A 17235-nucleotide genomic window follows, 5' to 3' on the forward strand; every position below is an offset into this window, starting at 1 on the left:
AGATACACATGCGAATCATCGGACATCGTGGTGCACGCGGAGAAGCCCCTGAAAATACCTTGGGCGGATTTCAGTATATCCATGACCTAGGCATTCGGGCAGTCGAATTTGATGTCCGTCAGCTCAAAGACGGTGAACTCATCATCATGCACGATGACAATTTCCTAAGAACCACAGGTACCAATCAGGCACTCTATGATTTAAACAGTCACCAGCTTGAAGCTTATAATCAGGCACATATCTGGATAGACTGGGAAAAACAGCTTACCCCGACACTCCGTCAAACCCTGAGCATTATTCATGACTTTGAACATATTGAAGTTGAAGTCAAAGAAGTGGCAACCATGTTCGATGCTGAAAAACTGGTTTTAGAATTACAACAACAGTTACATGGTTTTGAACAAACTGCCGTGATCACCAGTTTCGATTTAAAAATTCATCAGGCTTTAAAACGGCAATACTCCATTTTTAAACGCGGCTTACTAGTTGAAAATGACATTCAATACTTGGCTATTGAGCAGGCTTTAGAACTCGGTTGCTGTCAAATTGGCTGGATGAACCAGCTGGCAAGCGATGAGATGATTCAGGCCACACAACAGGCACATTTAGGCATTAGTGTCTGGACAGTCAATGAGGTTGAGCGTGCCAAGCATCTACAAAGCTTGGGAATAGATGGATTAATTACCGACTTTCCCAAAATGATGCTCGAACAACTTTAATAAAAGTTTCTGTCCCCACTTTTGTGACTCAATCCGCTATTTATTGAATCAAAAATGACTCACATCGCTGCTGTTCACGGAAGCAGCTTTGACCTTCGATAAAATCAATCAACCCTTCCCCGTATTCTGTTACTGTTTAGTACAATACACCTGTAGAATAATGCTAGTGAAGATTTGTTCGCTCATGCTAATATTGAAGAAGTCTTAATCCCTATAATTTGTATTGAATTAAGAATTCATTTATACCTTACCCTTATACGGTTCTAGGAGTGCTGTTGGAGATGAATGCTCCCTTACCCAAAGCCCCAATTAACTGGATTGCAGTGTTTGCATTGGTTTTTTTACCAATTGTGGCTGTAATCGCTATCCCTTTATATGCTTATCATCATGATTTTAGCTTAGGCGCATGGATCAGCTTATTTGTACTGCTTGGTTTTAGCAGTTTAGGGATTACCGCGGGTTATCACCGCTTATGGGCACACCGTGCTTATGAAGCAACTCTTCCATTAAAAATTATTTTAATGATTATGGGTACTTTTGCTGTTCAGAACAGTATTTTGTTCTGGGCTTCAGGTCACCGTACTCATCATCGTCATGTTGATGATGTCGAGAAAGACCCATATTCAATTAATAATGGTTTTTGGTATGCGCATATGGGATGGATGCTTCGTAACTATCCGGCAGCAGAAGCAAACTATAAAAATGCACCTGATTTGTTAAACGACAAAGTGGTGATGTTCCAAGACAAATATTACATTCCGCTGGTGATTGCCGTACACGTAGTCATTCTGACCACTGTAGGCTGGGCTGTGGGTGACATGTGGGGCGTCGTGTTATTGGGTGGTTTACTCCGTCTGATCTTGAGCCATCATGTAACTTTCTTCATTAACTCACTGTGTCACATGTGGGGCAAACGCCCTTATACCGACGAAAACACTGCGCGTGACAATTTCATTTTAGCCATTGCCACTTGGGGTGAGGGTTATCACAACTACCACCACATTTTCCAGTACGATTACCGTAACGGCGTGAAATGGTGGCAGTATGACCCGACCAAATGGTTGATCTGGTCCTGTTCAAAACTGGGCTTAGCTAAAAACTTACGCCGCATTCCAAGCTTTAATATCAAAAAAGCAGAATTAGCAATGCGCTTTAAATATGCTGAACAGGATTTGGCAGTATATGGCCATAATGTCAATGAAGATATGGCAACGGCTAAACTTCGCATTGCTCAGGAATACGAAGCTTTTACCCAAACTTTAAATGATTGGGCAACACTGAAAGAGCAAGAGATTCAAGTCAAGAAAGCCTCTGTTGCTGAAAAAATTCATCAAATGGATAACAAACTTAAAGTTGATTTCCAATTGGTTGAACAGCGCCTTGTTCATCATCGCGACAGCTTGAAAATTTTAATGCGTAGTATTAAAAAGAATCCAGTTTCAGAATAAAATCTGGTTCAATATAAAGCCCCAACAATGGGGCTTTATTCATTTTTGTGGTTTAAATTTGCTATAGTGATCACATCTCCCCCAATTTTTAGATTGTCCCATGCAATTTAATCCGCGTTACCCTTCGCTCAATCCCAAGCTTTATCATCATCAAATGCCTGTTCCGTTAAAAGGCGCCAAAGCTGGTCATTTCAATGCAGCACTGGCTGATGAATTACAGTGGTCAGAACAGGATAAAGCTCAATGGGTGGAAATCTGTAGTGGACAAAAAACCTTTGCTGAATTCCCCCCCTTGGCCATGGTCTATGCCGGACATCAGTTCGGGCAATGGGCAGGACAATTGGGTGATGGTCGTGGTTTACTGATTGCACAAATTTTAGATAAAAGCCAACAAAACATCGACCTGCATTTAAAAGGTGCCGGCTCTACCCCCTACTCCCGTATGGGTGATGGACGTGCCGTATTACGTTCAGTGATTCGTGAATATTTAGCCGGTCATGCGCTGAATGCTTTGGGTATTGCCTCGAGTAATGCCGTCGGTTTTACCTCTTCCACCCAAGGCATACAACGGGAAAAAATGGAACCCGGTGCCATGATGCTACGGACCTCAGACTGCCATATTCGCTTTGGACATTTTGAATGGCTCAACCAATATCAACCCGACCTTCTAGAAGAATTCGTACAGAAATGCATGGAATGGCACTATCCTGAATGTTTGCAAGCTGAACAGCCGATTTTGGCTTTTGCCACCCAAGTCATCCAGCGTACTGCGGTGATGATTGCCAAATGGCAACTGGTGGGTTTTGCACATGGGGTGATGAATACCGACAACCTGAATATCACCGGTTCAACGCTCGACTTTGGCCCTTTTGGCTTTATGGAGCGCTTCCGTCCGAACTGGATGAATAACCACTCGGATTATCAAGGCCGCTACACCTACCAGCAGCAACCGAGTATTGGGCACTGGAATTTATGGATGTGGCTGAACAACCTGATTCGGCTTAAAAAAGATCCTGCTGAAAAAGAACAGTTCAAAGAAGATTTGGCAAAATGTTTAGAACATTTTGAGCCGACCTTCCTCGAACATTATACGGTTGGTTTGTGCCAGAAAATGGGCTTGCCAAGTTTCCATAAAGACAGTTTTGATTGCGGTATGGCATTCTTGCGAATTTTACAAACGGAGCAACTGGACTACACCCAAAGCTTTATTCGTTTACAGAATAAGCAATATGAAAGCCTTAAAGATGACTGCCTGGACCGTCGCCAGTTTGAAAGTTTCCTGACACAATATGAAATCATTCGAATAAATCAGGATACCGATGCACTGGATGCCGAAATGGTGAAAGCCAATCCGCACTATATTCTGCGCAACCACATGGCGCAGAAAGCCATTGAACTGGCAGAACGGGATGATTATTCCGAAGTCGAGCGCCTGTTTAAGTTGTTGAGTCAACCTTATCTTAAACAACCCGATTTAGAGCAGCCTGAAGATTTAGGCCCCTTGCCGAGTGATGTGCCTGAAGTGATGGTGAGCTGTTCTTCTTAAAGTTATTCACAAAGCATTTAAAAACTGTGGATAATTTCAGCATTATCCACAGTTTTCTTTTGGATTATTCAAACTTATGACTTTGCACAATCTTGCTTCCCAAACTGCTTTAAAGCTACCTGAAGTGACGATTACCCAACCTTTTGGCGATGGCTGTGATGTGTTTAAAGTCATGGATAAAGTCTTTATGCTGAGCTTTCATTTAAAAGGCCAAGCAGCTATTAACTTAAAAGTTATCCCGGATGATGGTGCTATGCTACGGGATATTTATCCTTATATACGTGCCGGCTGGCATATGAACAAGCAACATTGGGTGACGGTTTATGAGGATGAAAACCTAGATGCAGCTTTAGTTCATGATTTGATAAAGAATTCTTATGAACTGGTGGTGAGTAAACTCAATAAAGTGCAACGACAACGGATTGCCCTATTAAAGTCAGCAATATAAAACAAGGCGAACCATTTTCATGACTCGCCTTGTTTAAATTGAATTAAAAAATCAATTCAATCCTCGGGATATTCAAAACGATAACCAACCCCATATACCGCCTGAATCCATTCATGACGGTTGCCGGTTTCGGCAGCATCCGAAATCTTACGGCGCAGGTTTTTGATATGGCTATCAATCACTCGGTCTGCCACATCAAAACTGTCCGGGTTAATATGATCGAGTAATTGTGCACGTGAATACACTTGGCCTACATGTTCCAGGAACAACTCCAATAAACGGAATTCAGTCGGGGTCAGGTTCAAGGTTTTTTGCTGATACCAGATGCGTTGCTGGGCCTTATCCATACGGAACAGGCTGTTCTGCTCAGGTTCGGCATGACGGTCGAGACGACGTAACACCGCTTGTACCCGTGCAACCAGTTCTTTCGGGCTAAAAGGCTTGCAAATATAATCATCTGCGCCCATGTTCAAGCCCAGTACACGGTCAATTTCTTCAGTGCGGGCAGTCACCATAATAATCGGCAAATCGGACTGTTCACGCACTTTACGGCAAATGGTCAGGCCATCCATACGTGGCACCATCAGATCCAGAATCATCAAACTGGGTTTACGTTGCAGAAAGCTGTCATAGGCTTCTTGCCCATCATGAAACATACTGACTTCAAAACCCGCAGCTTCCAGATAGTCCCGCACCAGTTGTGCAAGTTCCACTTCATCTTCTACCAGCATGATATGTTTCATGAATGTTATTCCTTTATTTGTTTAACTGTTTTGGAAAAGTCAGTTTGCAACGCAAACCGCCTAATGGAGAATGATCAAAACTCAACTGTCCACCCATTGCCTGCGCAATTTTACCAGATAATGCCAGACCCAAGCCTGTTCCCCCGGTACTGCGTGTCCGTGAATCATCAACACGATAGAAACGCTCACCTAGACGTGACAATTGTTCATCACTTAGCCCAAGTGGACTGTCATCCACAATCACACTCCAATGGGTGGCTGATTGCTCGGTATGCACACGAACCTCGCCGCCTGCTTCAGTATAACGAATGCTGTTACCCAGTAAGTTGACCATAATTTGTTTAAAACGATCTATATCTAATTGTAAATTCACACCTTCACCCTGCACGGAAACGGATAGATCAGCCTGGGCAAATTTAGGCTTAAAGTTTTCAACTTCCTGCAGCACCACATTCCACGGATTGACGTCTGCCATATAGCATTTCAACTGTTGTGCTTCAGCCTGAGCCAGGTCGGCCAGATCCTGAGTGAGTTTTTTCAGGCTGGTGACCTGGCGCAGCATCGATTCAAAATGTTCCGGTGTCGGTTTGCGAATACCGTCCTGCATCGCCTCAATTTGCGCTTGCAGTACCGCCAATGGTGTTTTTAATTCATGTGAAGTATCGGCCACCCACTGACGGCGTGAGGTTTCATGCTGATCCAGAATAACCGCCAGATGGTTCAATTCTGTCGATAAATCACCCAGCTCATCATTGCGGTTGACTGTCACCTGATGCTGGAAATTGCCTTTGGTCAGTTCGCGGGTTCCTTGCAGCAAACGCTGAATGGGCGTTTTAAAATAAGTGGCCAACAATAAAGCCGCGACCAAGCTGGTCAGGAACGTTAAACCGTACACCAATAATAAATAACGTTTCTGGTTACTAAAGAAGTTGATGCTAGAAGCATCATCCTGATCCAGCACCGGCTTCAAGCCTAAATAACCGACTACCTTGTTATTCACCATAATCGGACGATATGACACTGGAATATCGGATGGCTCACCCACGACAAACTGTTTTTTGGCATCATACAGCGACAAGCGGGAACTTAAGCCCAAACGGTCCGGCAAAGAAATAAACTGCTTTTTCTTAGCTTGAGTGGATGTTGCATCGGCAGGCTTATCTTCAGCTTTCCGGTCAGAGCGGAAGATATTTTGATTGGCACTGAGTGGAAATTTAAGCCCTTCAAAAGGCTGATACTCGGAAGGTAAATTCAACTCGATTAGGCGCAATTCTTCTGCATCTAAAATCGGTTTGCTCTGCCCGGTTTTATTTAACCCCGGAGAAACGCTGATCAGGGTATTTTCCTGAAAATAACGCTGCTGCAAAGCAATATCATATTGACGGCGTAACCACCAGCGAGACAGACGGTCATAGTCATCCGGTGCAGCAGTGCCTTCTATTTGCAGGATTTGCGCCTGAATGGCATTACCCCAGTCATGATAAACTGCATAGACGCCTGCCAGATTACTGATTACATGATCCAGTTTCTGCATTTCGACATCGGCCACATAGCGGGCAAAGTTCTTTTGCATGGTCCAATGCAATACCCCCAGACTCACCGTCGTAATCACTAGGGTGGTGAGCAACACAGTCAGGAACAGGCGTAAGGCAATCGGAACACGGCGAATCTTCAAAAGTGAGGTCTCAATCTTTTTCCCAATGGATTATTGTAACCAACCCGGTAAAAAAAAACTCTCCATTGTTTCTTCATCATTATTGTTTAATCTTTAACTCATCAAATTTCATTTTTTCATTGGAGATAACAACAATGAATTCCATGACAAAAATAGCTTTAGTGAGCGCAAGCCTAATCAGTATGGGCGCTTTAACAGCCTGCCAATCGACCAACACGGTTCAGGATAAAGATGGCGACCACCCGCGCATGATGCGAGATCATCATCAAAAGCATGAGCGCAACATGACACCCGAACAGCGTGAGCAGTTCCAGCAAGCCCGAGCCGAACGCCAGCAAATAATGAGAAGCATGAAAACAGCCTGTGAGAGTAAAGCCGTTGGTTCGGCGGCACAAATCAAGGCGGGTGAAAAAACCATTAATGGGACTTGCGTGATGCTCTTCACTCCTGATCGTGCAGAGATGAAGAAAATGTGGCGCGAACATCGTACCATGCAGGGGGAAATGAAAGGTATGCCTATGATGCAATACCATGAACCCCTGACTGATGCCAAACGCGCAGAACTGACCAAACAATTTGATCAGCGCCTGGCAGAACATCAAGCGCATCAGCAAGCCGTGTTCAAAGCCTGTCAAGGCAAAGCCAATGGTACTGCGGTACAAGTCAAAGTCGGCACCCAGAGCATGAATGGCACATGCGAAGTTCGCTTCCAGCCTAAAGCACCTGCCGCGCCTGTAATGGCGAAACCAGCATCGTAAAAAAATCCATCCGAAGACAAAAAGGCGCAACTCTGCGCCTTTTTTATTGTTCATAAACTTTTACGTTTTTGACTATTTATTACATCGAATAAAACATAAAAGCATTTACACTCAACATACTTAGCACTTTCAAAGCAAAAATCTTTGACTTTACAGTCACTAAGAAAAGGCATGGAACCGCTTGTACCAAGTAAGAAGATGTTGCACGATTGAGCCATACAAATACGTGTCATAGAAGGCACGTTCCAATGTTTATTAGGATTATAAGCTGGTTAAACCAGTATTGAGGAAACCGATATGCCACAATACAAAGCGCCCTTACGTGATATGCAATTTGTTCTACATGAATTGTTAAATGCTGAACAACATTATGCAAACCTGCCTGCATTTTCTGACACCGTAAGCCGTGAATTGGTTGATCAATATCTAGAAGCTGCGGCTGACTTCTGTGAAAATGAATTGTCTCCAATCAACCAAAGCGGTGACCGCGAAGGTTGTACCTGGAATGATGGTGTAGTTACTACACCTACTGGTTTTAAAGAAGCCTATCAAAAATATATCGAGTTGGGTTTCCCATCATTATCTGCTGAAGAGCAATACGGTGGTCAAGCCTTGCCTGTTTCTTTAGGCAACGTGATCTCTGAAATGGTGGGTACTGCAAACTGGGCATGGGGCATGTACCCTGGCCTTTCACACGGTGCTGTCCGTACCCTAGAACATCACGGCTCTCAAGAACAAAAAGATACTTACTTGCCTAAGCTGGTTTCAGGTGAGTGGACCGGTACCATGTGCTTGACAGAATCTCATGCTGGTTCAGACTTGGGGATTATCCGTACCAAAGCTGAACCGAATGCAGATGGCAGCTATGCAATTTCTGGCGAGAAAATCTTTATCTCTGCTGGTGAACACGACATGGCAGAAAACATTATTCATATCGTGTTGGCGCGTCTTCCGGGTGCACCGAAAGGTACTAAAGGGATCTCTTTATTTATCGTGCCTAAATTCAGCCTGAATGCAGACGGTTCTTTAGGCGAGCGCAATAGCGTTCGTTGCGGTTCAATTGAACACAAAATGGGTATTCATGGTAACGCAACCTGTGTACTCAATTTTGATAACGCAAAAGGCTTCCTGATTGGCCCTGAAAACCGCGGCTTAAACTGCATGTTCACATTCATGAACACTGCCCGTATTGGTACTGCGGTACAAGGTCTTTCAGCTTCTGAAGGCGCGTTCCAAGGTGCATTGGCTTATGCTAAAGACCGTTTGGCAATGCGTTCACTTTCAGGCGTTAAAGCGCCAGAAAAAGAAGCAGACCCAATTATTGTTCACCCTGCTGTACGCAACATGCTATTAACGCAAAAATCTTTTGCTGAAGCTGGCCGTGCATTGGTTTACTTATTGTCTTTCTATGCAGACACGGTAGAGCAAGGTGCAACTGAAGAAGAACGTAAAGCTGCGGACAACATGTTGTCACTACTTACCCCGATCGCAAAAGCATTCTTGACTGAAACCGGTTCTGAATCTGCGAAACACGGTGTTCAAGTATTCGGTGGTCACGGTTTCATCTCTGAACACGGTATGGAACAGATTGTTCGTGATACACGTATCGCTTGCTTGTACGAAGGTACCACTGAAATTCAGGCGCTTGACTTGCTAGGTCGTAAAGTTTTGGGTACTCAAGGTGCAATGTTGAAAGACTTCACCAAAGTCATCCATAAATTCTGCGAAGCCCACAAAGACAATGCTGCAATGAAAGAATTTGTTGAACCACTTGCTGCTCTGAACAAAGAGTGGGGTGATTTGACTATGCAGATTGGTATGCGTGCAATGCAAAACCCGGATGAAGTTGGCGCTGCTGCAGTAGATTACCTGTACTTCTCTGGCTATGTAACGCTTGCTTACCTATGGGCTCGTATGGCACTTGTTGCTCAAGAAACATTGGCTGCTGGTACAACTGACGTAGATTTCTACAACGCGAAAGTGACTACTGCCCGTTTCTACTTCAAGAAAATTCTTCCACGCGTTCGCTCACACGTTGAGGTGATTGCGGGTGGCGTTGAGCCATTACTGGCTTTAGATGCTGAACACTTCGCATTCTAAGTACAGGATTTTTAAACTGAGGTGAGAAAAAGGACAGTCATGTTTTTGGCAGTCCTTTTTCTTTATCAAATAAACAAAAAAATTAACCTTTAGTCGTCTAACCACATGAATTTTCATCTATTAGACTGATCAAACCGAACTGAATCAAACAATAAACAGGTGACTCACTATGCCAATCTATAATGCACCTCTTGCAGATATGAAATTCATTCTGAATGATGTTTTCAATGCAGAACAATTCTGGCAAGCCAATGAAAATCTTGCTCATGTTGATGCAGCAACAGCTGAAGCCATTCTTGAAGAAATGGCGAAATTTGCGCAAAACGTGACTTTGCCTTTAAACCGTACGGGTGATGAAGAAGGCGCTAAAATTGAAAATGGCAATGTGACGACCCCTGCGGGCTTTAAAGAAGCTTTCAAACAATATGCAGAAGGCGGCTGGATTGGTCTGGGTGCTGACGCTGAATGGGGCGGTCAGGAAATGCCAAAAATGCTGACCGTGCTTTCTGATGAAATGCTGTTTGCAACCAACCCATCTTTTATGCTCTACCCGCTTCTGTCTGTGGGTGCAGGTATGGCATTAAACAGCTATGCTTCCCAAGAGCAAAAAGAAACTTACCTGCCTAAAATCTACTCTGGCGAATGGTCAGGTACCATGTGCTTGACCGAGCCACATGCAGGGACTGACTTGGGCATTATCAAAACCAAAGCAGAACGCAATGAAGACGGCACTTATAACATTACCGGTACCAAAATTTTCATTACCGGTGGTGACCACGACCTGGCTGAAAACATCATTCACCTGGTCCTGGCGAAAACGCCAGATGCCCCTGCCGGTTCCCGTGGTATTTCACTGTTTATCGTACCGAAATTCCTGGTCAATGAAGATGGTTCTTTGGGTGAGCGTAACCATGCAGGTCCAGGTTCAATCGAACATAAGATGGGCATTAAAGCCTCTGCAACTTGCGTGATGAACTTTGATGGTGCCAAAGGTTATCTGGTCGGTAAAGAAAATGAAGGCTTGGCTGCCATGTTTGTGATGATGAACTATGAACGTCTGTCTATGGGGATCCAAGGTCTGGGCGCTTCTGAATTTGCCTATCAGAATGCTGCGCAATATGCGACTGACCGTCTTCAAGGTCGTAGTGCTTCTGGGGTGAAATCTCCAAATAAAGTGGCAGACAGCATTTTGGTCCATGGCGACGTGCGTCGTATGTTACTGAATGCGCGTGCTAACAACGAAGCCTCTCGTGCCTTTGCGGTGTATGTTGGTCAACAGCTCGACATTACCAAGTTCTCGACCGATGCCGAAGCGGTAAAAAAAGCCAATGACCGTGTTGCGCTATTAACCCCAATCGCAAAAGCTTACCTGACCGATACTGCATTTAACGCAACTTTAGATGCACAAATGGTTTTCGGTGGTCATGGCTTCATTCGTGAATGGGGTATGGAACAATGTATCCGTGACTTGCGTATCTCGCAGATTTACGAAGGGACCAACGGCGTGCAGTCTCAAGACTTGATCGGCCGTAAGACCATTAAATGTGGCGGTGCATTCATTGCAGAATACATCCAGGAAATCCGTGATTTTGCCAATGGCCTGGATGCGGATCTGAACTTCATTAAAGATGCTACTTTAGATGCAGCAGCAGAAGTTGAATCGGTAACGCAATATATTCTGCAAGCCAGCAAAGAAAATATCGACTTCTCGAATGCAGCAGCAGTGGATTATCTGCATGCGGTGGGTCTGCTTAGCTTCTCTTACATGTTTGCAAAAATTGCTAATGCAGCAAAAGCCAAAGACGGCGAGTTCTATCAAAATAAATTGTCGCTGGCGCTTTATTTTGTACAACGTATTCTGCCTGAACTTGCAATGCGCATTACTAAAGTAAAAGCCGGTGCTGAAGTGGTCATGAACTTCTCTGAAGACTACTTTACTAACCAGGCTTAATCCTGCACAAAGATAAGCAATAAAAAAACGCCTGCAAATGCAGGCGTTTTTTATGACTCAAGATATCAATTAGATTTTTTCAACAATAATGGAATCTGAAACTTTTTTATTACTCTGTGCATCTGGATTAATTTTCACAATTTTAATTACGCCCTCGGCTTGTAGATGTTTGCATAACGTAACCAGCTTGTGCATTTCATCCATTTTAACCCCTGAACCCAAAATAAGTTTTTTGCCATTTTGTAAATTATCAATTTTTGTTTGAATTGTTGCTAACATTTTCTTTTCCCTGATCAATGAAATAACCCTTCATACATTACATGAATTTCGTATAAAAAAAATACAATCACTTAATTTTTTATTCTTTAATGTGCATGAAACTTGCATACTATTTAATAATCAATTTCATACAAACAATCATTCAAGATACAGGAGGAAAAAAGATGTCAAAACCTGATAGCAAAGTTGAAAAAATTGAGACCCTCCTCGACCGTTTCGGAAATATTGCCGTAGAAAGTTTTCACTATATTGCCCTGTTTATTATTGGCTGTATGGTGATCTGGTCTGCCGGACATACGGTATTTGAAATTTTAACCATTAAACAGTTTGCGACCATCGATGATATTCTGCTGCTGTTTATTTATCTTGAACTGGGCGCCATGGTGGGTATTTACTTCAAAACCAATCATATGCCGGTACGTTTTTTAATTTATATTGCCATTACGGCTCTGACTCGTTTACTTATTTCAGATATCCAGCATGACCATAAAGCCGATATGGATCTGGTGATTATTACCGGTTCAATCCTGATCTTGGCATTTTCGATTTTGGTGGTGCGTTTCTCTTCCTGGACCTACCCGTCTGTGATTCGTGATAAACATTCAGAAAAGCCACTCCCTGCAGATAAAACTCCACAACCGCAAGATGATGAATTAGCTTAATATGTTAAAAGCCCCTCTTTTTAAAGATGAGCCATATATGGCGCAAGAGGGGAGATTGAATCATTAAAAATGAATCTTTAACGATTCGGCACCAACACATAACGACCATTTTCAAATATCCAATGGCTGCCAGTCGGTGGTGCAGGCAAACCCAAACGTTGCCAGTCGGAGATAAAGGTCGTGTTTGAACTTTCAATTCGGGCGGTTCTCGGATCACCATTCACCCAGCTATAGCTTTGAGAATTGTGTGTAATGGTCGTGGGTGCCTGATATTGAATGCTGATGCCATTCTGAATGGTCGGATAATTCTGATGATGCGGTGGACGCTGCGGATAATTCAGGTAGTGCTGTGGATAATGTTGCTGCTGATGTGGATAGTGATTTTGAGGATAACTATTTTGCGGATAATAAGGACGAGGCTGGTAGCGAGTAGTATCTACCCCACGATAATTTGACCAGCGATTTTCTGCTTGCGTTGTTGCAGAAGCCCCCAAGAGCATCATACCAATCAAAGCACAAAGAGCTGTTAATTTCATAAGAGCCTCCCACCATACATTATAAAGCTTATTGTAATTCCTAGTTTAGGATAAAAAATGAATAAAAAAACAGCAAATGCAAAGTTTTGTAAATGAAATATTTCTCGAGTTTTCTCTTGAGACACATCCCGGCTCAAATGATGAATATGCTAAAATGCAGTTTTTTATTATGGGATCAAACAGAGTGTCTGATTTAAGTTTTGACCGCCTACATCAATTCTTTTGCAAGGTTCCAAGTATTCAAGAATCTTTAATTAATGCCTATGGTTCAGATGGTCAACATGCCTGGTGGTTTAAATTTCAAATCAATGTGGAACATCCTCTGGCATGGCAAACCGTACAGGAACTGGGTCATGTATTAAATTACATTTCCAAGAATGAACGTTTACCGACACAGTTTTTGCCGGTTTCTCCGCCACCTTATATGAATGGTGAAGCCAAAGAGTTTTTGGCTTGGGTCATTCAGTGCAATCATCCCGATTTTTCACCTGATGTGGTCTGTGACTGGTTAGAAGCACGTTTACCGCAGCCGGTTGAAGATGAAAGCCGGTGGAAAATTAAAACGGATTTAAAAGAGCTGGATAAACTCTCTGACAAAGATCTGGATCAGATGGTTCCGCCTAATTCTCAACAATAAAAAATCGCTTGATTACCTCTCCCTTGCGTAGCAGTGCTACTCATCTCCTGAAAGGAGAGGGAACTCCTTCTCCCTCTGGGAGAAGGTTGGGATAAGGGACTTAAAACGTCGACAATCCGCTCCACTCCATAAAACGGTAAATTCCATATTTCAATGTCGATTCATCTGCATATTGCCTGTAATCGACACTCATGTTTTTGCCATTCAAATTGGCCCAAGCCGTATCAAAATAAGCTTGAGCATCAGTAAATACAGGTGCTTGTGATGAACCAACCACCCGAAAATTGGTTTCCAGATTATAGTTTTTGATGTTGCGCGCAGTGAAATTGGCTGAACCCAAAATCAGGTCAGACTGCTGTGCATTTGATTTAATAATCATCTTGCTATGACATTGTTCACCTTGGGTATTGCACCAGCGTACCGGCACACCCGCATTATTCAGTTCAGAAGCCACCTGGCGGTTAGGAATACCATTTTTTTTACGCCCAAACGCATCCTTATTCGGATCAAGCAGCACACGGACTTTTACCCCACGCTCATGTGCAGCAATCAGGGCTTTGACAATATGCCGTTCAGACAAATAGAACATGGCCAAATCAATCTGCTCTTTAGGCTTGGCAGTTTCAATCAGTTTGAGTGTTGCATCGTAAATTGCTTTTTCAGTCAGCACCTGAACTTGAGGTAAAGACCGATCCCCTTCAAACTCGCCAATAATGACCATCGGAATATCACCTTTGGACATCCGGCCTACAGCCTGTTCGGTCTTTAATACATCAATGGCTGTATTGCCCGTTACCAGCAAAGCCACATTAGAATGACGTGAACTGCCATCATGCGGATTGGCTGAAGTCACCAAAGCTTTCCAGCCCTGAGCCGTATCCACCACCAGAGTTTTACGGTGATTGGCCTTAAAATTAAACAGATTAAAATAACTGCGCAGGGTAATTTTTTCCTGACCAAACGGATTGGCAAGCCAGCCTTTTTCAGGGTTATTGCCGGCATCCTGACAACAGAGATACCAGAAGCCAGACCATACTGGATTGGATGCACGCAGCGGTCTTAAATCCGTTTCAATCACGTCAATGCCTGCGCTACGTAACTGACGATAATGCTCGGGCGCAAGACCACCATAGACTGAATTAATCGGGTCGGTAATCACCTTAATTTCAATATTGGGCTGCACACCGCGTTTTAAAATCAAGGCATCCGTGAGTTGTTGCGCCAATGCCTGATGAGATAGCGTTGACTCGCCGACTTCACTATTGAACAAGAACATGTCCAGTACAATGGTGGTTTGCGCTTCATCAATCAATTTTAACATTTGATTAAAAATATGATGGTTTTGCTGCTGTTTTCCACTTGCATCCAGATAGGTTTGATCTGCAATAAACTTCACCTCGGCATGACGTAACTTACCGGTAAAATTCAGGCCTTCAGGCAAGGGTTTATAGGTATGATAAATGGCCGATGAGAGATATCCCAATGCCAGCAAACCGATGATCACGCCGGCATAACGACGGCCTGACCAATTCAATTTCTGATGAATTCGTTGAAAAATACGCATAACAAAAAACCTAGTCCAATATCATCAGACTAGGTTTTATTGCTTGATTTATCAAGAGGATTTCTGTTTCACCTGCTTGAATCAGCAGATTTCAGGATGACTTTTGCCTAGAAACCGAATTCTAGACCAACAGTAAAGTTACGTCCCACTTGCGGAATATTCGACAGGAATGAAGCATGTGAATAAACTTGATCATCCAGCAGGTTATTGGCTTTAAAGTAGACACGATAAGTATTTTTATCAGCAAGAGTATTGGCATAACTCAAGCCCAGATTAACCATGTTATAGCCCTGAGTTTCATCCTCATAGCTGGCAATTTTGTCCTGATTAAACACATGGTAATACTCAGCCAGACCCGACCAGTGATCGTCAAAGCTTGCGTCCACTTTGGTACCTAGACGACCTGCCGGAACACGAGGTGCATTTTCATTCTCGATTTTGCCACGCACATAATCCCCAAACACACCCACTTTGTAGGTATCGTTTAGAGTATAAGAGGCCGCTGCTTCGGCTCCATAGAACTTGGCTTTGTCTTGGGTATATTCAACTAGGCGGAAATCTTTAAAATTATCCAGGGTTTGGGCATAAATATAGTGATCAAACCAGTTGTGATAGGCATGCACATGATAATCCAGCGGACCGTTTTCATAATGCAGACCAAGCTCCAGATTATTGGATTTTTCTGCAGCCAGATTTTCATTGCCGCGTTCATAAGTGTTGGTCGCGAAATGTTTACCATTGGCATACAGTTCTTGCGCCAAAGGCAGACGTTCTTGATGAGAACCGACCAGCGATAATTTATAGTTGGGTACAAATTCCCAGTTCAGCGCGCCTGAGTAGGAAAAACCATAATCATCAAAGTCTTTTTTATCAGAATCGATGTCAATTTTTTGCTGATCCACACGTGCACCGAGTTCAACATGTACATCATCAAACTGTTTATGTTCTAAGGCAAACAGACTCCACTTCCGGGTTTTAGTCGGATCCAGCAAAGCTTCTTCACCACTAATATCCAGCTTTTGCTGATTATATTGAGCACCGATCATCCCTTCCCAGTTTGCAATCGGATTGTGGACCAATTCTAAACGTGCATCATAGCCTTTGCTTTTAAAGGTGGTTTGCGCAGCATTCTCTTCAATTTCATCATGCTTGTAATCGGTATAGCTGGCATGGGCACGAAGCTTTTGAAACCCGGCAAAAGGATCATTGAGTTCGGTACGGAAATCATAACGTTCGGTTTTCAAATCGACCCATGGTCCCGCTGCATGCTCTTCATGCGTATGCCCGGGTTGCTGGCCACAGCCAATTAAGGCATTACCGGACACCTGACAATCTTCATATTCATGACTATGCCCCGGCAAGCCATACTGGTCCTGACGGTTACTGTATGAAATGCCGCTAAAGCCTCGGTCATGAATCCAGGACAATCCAACATTGACCGTTTCACCTTCAGCAAAGGTATTCCCGACACGGCGTTCTTTTTCTAATTCGCCTTCATGATCATGGAAATAATCTGGTGCAATATAGTCATTGGCTTTACGTTTTGAACCTTCAACCCGTAACGCAACCTGATCGGCTAAAGCAACCGTGACACCCGCACTAGCGAGTTTTTCATCACTACCCGTGTTGTAACGTAAGCCTAGCTGACCTTCATAACCCTTTTCAGGCATTTGCGTTGGAATTTTATTATCTGTGACATTGACCAAACCACCCACTGTTCCTGCGCTATACAGTAAAGTCGATGGTCCACGAATAATCTCAACCTGTTTTGCCAGAATTGGATCAACCGTCACCGCGTGGTCAGGCGACAAGGTCGAAACATCCGCAGTTTCAGAAGCATGTTGCAGAACTTTAACACGCGCACCATCTTGCCCGCGAATCACTGGACGGCTTGAACCTGAACCATACTGGTTCGAAGATACCCCAAGCTCACCTGCCAAAGCATCACCAATGGTCGTACTGCCTTCGGCAAGCTTTTTATGATCAATGACCTGATCAGCCACTGCAAAATCTGCAGCCGACTGTACCAGGGGATGTGCCTGCAATTTGAGGGTGGCAAGTTGTTGAGTCTGAGTATCCTCATCAGCAAAAACAGCAGGTGCAATGACGGCAAAAATAGAGAGTGTAATTAAATTCTTATGAATAAGCATGGAACGGACTCAAGGCTGC

General features: G+C 43.6%; 15 protein-coding genes. 9 read left to right on the forward strand and 6 right to left on the reverse strand.

All coding sequences use genetic code 11. The annotated features are described in order from the left end of the window. The first annotated feature begins 8 nt into the window (after positions 1–8). From FTT87_RS03555 to FTT87_RS03570, 4 genes are all read left to right on the forward strand, one after another. Positions 9–719, forward strand: a complete 711-nt coding sequence (locus FTT87_RS03555; RefSeq protein ID WP_086197512.1) for a glycerophosphodiester phosphodiesterase — start codon at positions 9–11, stop codon at positions 717–719. A gap of 281 nt (positions 720–1000) precedes the next feature. Continuing rightward, positions 1001–2167 carry an acyl-CoA desaturase gene (locus tag FTT87_RS03560; protein WP_086197513.1) on the forward strand — a complete coding sequence of 389 codons (1167 nt, stop codon included), beginning with the start codon at positions 1001–1003 and terminating at the stop codon, positions 2165–2167. 100 nt (positions 2168–2267) lie between these two features. Continuing rightward, complete coding sequence (locus tag FTT87_RS03565; protein WP_180174395.1) at positions 2268–3713, forward strand: YdiU family protein; 1446 nt, start codon at positions 2268–2270, stop codon at positions 3711–3713. Between the two features lie 76 nt (positions 3714–3789). After that, positions 3790–4161: an MmcQ/YjbR family DNA-binding protein gene (locus FTT87_RS03570; protein ID WP_180174396.1), complete on the forward strand. Its 372-nt coding sequence runs from the start codon at positions 3790–3792 to the stop codon at positions 4159–4161. Positions 4162–4217: 56 nt separating this feature from the next. Here FTT87_RS03570 and FTT87_RS03575 read toward each other — a convergent pair whose 3' ends face one another. Both FTT87_RS03575 and baeS read right to left on the reverse strand, forming a co-directional pair. Then, entirely contained in the window at positions 4218–4904 is a 687-nt protein-coding gene (locus FTT87_RS03575; protein WP_131274647.1) for a response regulator, read from the reverse strand. Positions 4905–4917: 13 nt separating this feature from the next. After that, positions 4918–6579, reverse strand: a complete 1662-nt coding sequence (baeS, locus tag FTT87_RS03580; RefSeq protein ID WP_180174397.1) for a sensor histidine kinase efflux regulator BaeS — start codon at positions 6577–6579, stop codon at positions 4918–4920. Between the two features lie 134 nt (positions 6580–6713). On the opposite strand from baeS, the gene FTT87_RS03585 reads away from it, so the two are divergent. From FTT87_RS03585 to FTT87_RS03595, 3 genes are all read left to right on the forward strand, one after another. Next, entirely contained in the window at positions 6714–7337 is a 624-nt protein-coding gene (locus FTT87_RS03585; protein ID WP_086197517.1) for a hypothetical protein, read from the forward strand. A gap of 297 nt (positions 7338–7634) precedes the next feature. Next, complete coding sequence (locus FTT87_RS03590) at positions 7635–9437, forward strand: acyl-CoA dehydrogenase C-terminal domain-containing protein (RefSeq protein WP_180081087.1); 1803 nt, start codon at positions 7635–7637, stop codon at positions 9435–9437. Between the two features lie 169 nt (positions 9438–9606). After that, positions 9607–11388, forward strand: coding sequence for an acyl-CoA dehydrogenase C-terminal domain-containing protein (locus tag FTT87_RS03595; protein WP_180081085.1), 1782 nt, complete (start codon positions 9607–9609; stop codon positions 11386–11388). A gap of 69 nt (positions 11389–11457) precedes the next feature. Here FTT87_RS03595 and FTT87_RS03600 read toward each other — a convergent pair whose 3' ends face one another. Then, positions 11458–11667: a hypothetical protein gene (locus FTT87_RS03600; protein WP_180081083.1), complete on the reverse strand. Its 210-nt coding sequence runs from the start codon at positions 11665–11667 to the stop codon at positions 11458–11460. A gap of 164 nt (positions 11668–11831) precedes the next feature. On the opposite strand from FTT87_RS03600, the gene FTT87_RS03605 reads away from it, so the two are divergent. After that, positions 11832–12329: a phosphate-starvation-inducible protein PsiE gene (locus FTT87_RS03605; protein WP_086197521.1), complete on the forward strand. Its 498-nt coding sequence runs from the start codon at positions 11832–11834 to the stop codon at positions 12327–12329. Positions 12330–12406: 77 nt separating this feature from the next. On the opposite strand, the gene FTT87_RS03610 is transcribed toward FTT87_RS03605, so the two are convergent. Continuing rightward, complete coding sequence (locus FTT87_RS03610) at positions 12407–12865, reverse strand: RcnB family protein (protein WP_086197522.1); 459 nt, start codon at positions 12863–12865, stop codon at positions 12407–12409. A gap of 184 nt (positions 12866–13049) precedes the next feature. On the opposite strand from FTT87_RS03610, the gene FTT87_RS03615 reads away from it, so the two are divergent. Further along, entirely contained in the window at positions 13050–13502 is a 453-nt protein-coding gene (locus FTT87_RS03615) for a hypothetical protein (RefSeq protein ID WP_180081081.1), read from the forward strand. 100 nt (positions 13503–13602) lie between these two features. Here the strand turns inward: FTT87_RS03615 and FTT87_RS03620 are convergent, their stop codons facing one another. Both FTT87_RS03620 and znuD read right to left on the reverse strand, forming a co-directional pair. Then, the gene (locus FTT87_RS03620; protein WP_180081079.1) at positions 13603–15066 is read right to left on the reverse strand and encodes a phospholipase D family protein; all 1464 of its coding nucleotides are present in this window, start codon (positions 15064–15066) and stop codon (positions 13603–13605) included. Between the two features lie 107 nt (positions 15067–15173). Beyond that, on the reverse strand, positions 15174–17216 hold the full coding sequence (gene znuD, locus FTT87_RS03625; protein ID WP_180174398.1) for a zinc piracy TonB-dependent receptor ZnuD: 2043 nt from the start codon (positions 17214–17216) through the stop codon (positions 15174–15176). Positions 17217–17235 lie beyond the last annotated feature (19 nt).

The organism is Acinetobacter sp. YH01022 (genome assembly GCF_013420235.1).
Lineage (GTDB): Bacteria > Pseudomonadota > Gammaproteobacteria > Pseudomonadales > Moraxellaceae > Acinetobacter.